The sequence below is a fragment of the Mesobacillus sp. genome (genome assembly GCF_049588175.1).
GTDB lineage: Bacteria > Bacillota > Bacilli > Bacillales > Cytobacillaceae > Mesobacillus.
This window is the reverse complement of record NZ_JBAVFI010000550.1, coordinates 1-3,050: the sequence shown is the minus strand read 5'-3', so window position 1 is coordinate 3,050 and position 3,050 is coordinate 1. Positions and strand designations below refer to the sequence as shown.

Sequence of the window (3,050 nt, the reverse complement as noted above, 5' to 3'; positions counted from 1 at the left end):
CAATAAAACAATCATCAATTTTCTTGCAGGTCAAGTTTCCTATGGTATAAAATGTTTACCGAAGGAAACTTTTTAAAGCCAGTGCATATATTGTTTGAACAAAGGATTTATCACACTGATAAAGTTTACCTTAGACAACTTTTTAAGGAAGCGGACAATTAATAAAATTACAAGAACCTGTGTAAAGGAGTGTTATAAAATGACCGAGGAAATTCTATTTGCATTTGGTTTGACGTTATTTGCAGGCCTTGCAACAGGGATTGGGAGTATACTAGCCTTTTTTACCTCGACTACAAATACTAAATTCCTGTCCATCGCTCTTGGATTTTCGGCAGGGGTTATGATTTATGTCTCGATGATTGAGATTTTTGTGAAAGCCAAGGATGCACTTGTTTCGGCAATGGGCGTCCAGTTAGGAAACTGGGCAACCGTAGGCGGGTTCTTTGGAGGAATACTATTAATTGCACTAATTGATAAATTCATTCCTAAACAGAGTAATCCCCATGAACTCAAAACGGTAGAGGATATGAATCAGCCAGCAAAAGCTGTTCAGGATGCAGCGCTGTTAAAAATGGGTTCATTTACAGCATTAGCAATTGGAATTCATAATTTTCCTGAAGGAATTGCAACCTTCACTTCGGCCATCCAGGATCCTGCGTTAGGAGTAGCTATAGCGATTGCAATTGCCATTCATAATATACCTGAGGGCATCGCTGTTTCTGTGCCAGTCTATTTCGCTACAGGAGATAAGAAAAAAGCTTTTAAACTATCATTCTTGTCCGGTTTATCCGAACCAATCGGAGCGCTCGTCGCATACTTGTTCTTAATGCCATTTTTGAATGATATTATGTTTGGAATCATTTTTGCAGCAGTAGCGGGAATTATGGTGTTTATTTCGCTCGATGAATTGCTTCCGGCAGCAAAAAGGTATGATGAATCCCATCTTGCCATCTATGGATTGATAGCGGGAATGGCGGTTATGGCCATCAGTTTATTGTTATTTATCTAAGCTTTTAGGCTTTTTCATCAGTTGATTGTTACAAAAAAACTCGAAACCACATTAAAACAGCCAATTTTAAAAACTATGAAAAACTTAACTAGGTGACCAATCATTAATTGGTCGCCTATTTTAGTGCTTTTGTAATTGGGAAATTTTCAAAATAGGTAATTGAACATGAGACAATTTCAGGACGGTGCTTTTTTACCTGATTCGAAAGACTTAAAAATGAATAGTTTAGCATATTGATGTTATCTGAATATTAAAAATATAATTTAGAGGCAGCCTAGTAGAACTTGCAAAACCATATAATGCAGAGGAGTGGTTGGATGAAGAAGAGGAAAGTTTTTGGAGCCGCACTATTAAGCATGTCAATGGGATTATCAATGTTCACGGCAGGGGTATTCGGCCAGGAACCTGATGCTCAGGATTCCTACAGGGTTTGGATTCAAGGTCCAGCAACGGAAAAATCGAAGGCAAAGGACCAATATGGAGCCAGATGGGACTTTGGAAAAAGTGGTTTCACAACAAACGTTAATGCAAAGCAATACCAGGCACTGTTGAATAACAAAAATCTCAAAGTGGATAGGGTTCCAGAAGTCCAGCTTGAAGCCAAGCCGGGCGGTGGAACTACCATTCAGGCTGTCCCAACTGATCGCACACCTTGGGGAATGGAAGCAATCTACAATGACAGCAATCTTCAGTCCACTTCAGGTGGAAATGGCATCAAGGTAGCAGTACTCGATACTGGCGTATATACAAACCACGCTGACCTGGCGGGAAGTGCGGAGCAATGTAAGGACTTTACTCAAAGAAAATCTCCACTCGTTAACAATTCTTGCTCGGATAAAAATGGCCATGGAACTCATGTAGCAGGTACGGTATTGGCACATGGCGGATCCGGCCAGGGCATTTATGGTGTTGCTCCGGAAGCTGAACTTTGGGCATACAAAGTGCTGAACGACAGAGGATCAGGCTATTCTGATGATATTGCAGGCGCGATCGAGCATGCTGCTGATGAAGCATCCCGTACAGGATCAAAGGTAGTCATTTCAATGTCTTTAGGATCAAGCAGCAAGGATTCATTGATCTCAAGTGCAGTCGATTATGCTTATGGCAAGGGAGTACTAGTAATAGCAGCAGCAGGGAACAGCGGCCCTAACAGCAATACAATCGGTTATCCTGGTGCCCTCGTAAATGCTGTAGCAGTCGCAGCCCTTGAAAATGTACAGCAAAACGGTACATACCGTGTGGCTGACTTCTCGTCACGCGGAAATCCGGCAACTGATGGCGACTATGTTATCCAGGAACGCGATGTGGAACTATCTGCACCGGGAAGAGCAATCGAATCTACTTGGTTTGATGGATCATATAATACGATCAGCGGAACTTCCATGGCGACTCCGCATATCTCTGGCCTGGCAGCAAAGATTTGGGCAGCTAATCCGAACATGAGCAATGTACAGCTTCGCTCAGAGCTTCAAAACCGAGCAAAAGCAAATGATATTTTGGGAGGTACGGGAGCAGCATCTGGCGATGACTATGCATCTGGCTTCGGTTTCCCTCGTGTAAAATAAATTCATAAAGAAGGCCGCTTGATGAGAATCAAGCGGCTTTCTACATTCTTTTTGTATAAAAATTCTCGGTGAAATAGGGCTCGAATTTCGGACCAAAAGCCACGCCTACTCCTAAAAGTTCATAATCGGGCTTTAAAATATTCTCCCTGTGTCCCAAAGAATTCATCAGGCCTTCATGGGCAAAAATACTGCTGAATTGTCCGTAAGCGAGATTTTCACCGGCAACTGCAAATGTGATATTATCCTCAGCCATTCGGTCAAAGGGTGATTCTCCTTCAAGATTTGTATGACTGAAATAATTGTTCTCCGCCATATCCAGACTGTGTTTCCGTGCAGTTTCCTTCACCGGATCATCCCAGGTTAGAACTCCCAGGCCATTTTTGACCCTGGCTGCATTGGTCAGGTCAAACAACTGATACTCGAATCCTTCCTTTAGAGGAGCAGTGGCTTCCGTGTAAAAGCCTGTCTTGCTTTTC

Annotated in this window: 3 protein-coding genes; 2 read left to right on the top strand and 1 reads right to left on the bottom strand. The window is 42.5% G+C overall.

Translation table 11 applies throughout. The features are described 5' to 3' along the window. Window positions 1-199: 199 nt before the first annotated feature. Both zupT and WB217_RS13475 read left to right on the top strand, forming a co-directional pair. Window positions 200-1,009 (top strand): zinc transporter ZupT, encoded by an 810-nt coding sequence (gene zupT, locus WB217_RS13480; protein ID WP_423993730.1) that lies wholly within the window; start codon window positions 200-202, stop codon window positions 1,007-1,009. A 317-nt stretch (window positions 1,010-1,326) separates the two neighbouring features. After that, a complete protein-coding gene (locus WB217_RS13475) occupies window positions 1,327-2,574 on the top strand; it encodes a S8 family peptidase (protein WP_423993729.1) in 1,248 nt (415 codons plus the stop codon). Window positions 2,575-2,614: 40 nt separating this feature from the next. On the opposite strand, the gene WB217_RS13470 is transcribed toward WB217_RS13475, so the two are convergent. After that, window positions 2,615-3,050 (bottom strand): CAP domain-containing protein (locus WB217_RS13470; RefSeq protein ID WP_423993728.1); only part of this gene is annotated, 436 nt, incomplete at its 5' end.

Excerpts from the sequence above, each read along its gene's own strand:
- WB217_RS13475 (WP_423993729.1), top strand. The coding sequence starts at position 1,327 with ATGAAGAAGAGGAAAGTTTTTGGAGCCGCACTATTAAGCATGTCAATG.
- zupT (WP_423993730.1), top strand. The coding sequence starts at position 200 with ATGACCGAGGAAATTCTATTTGCATTTGGTTTGACGTTATTTGCAGGC.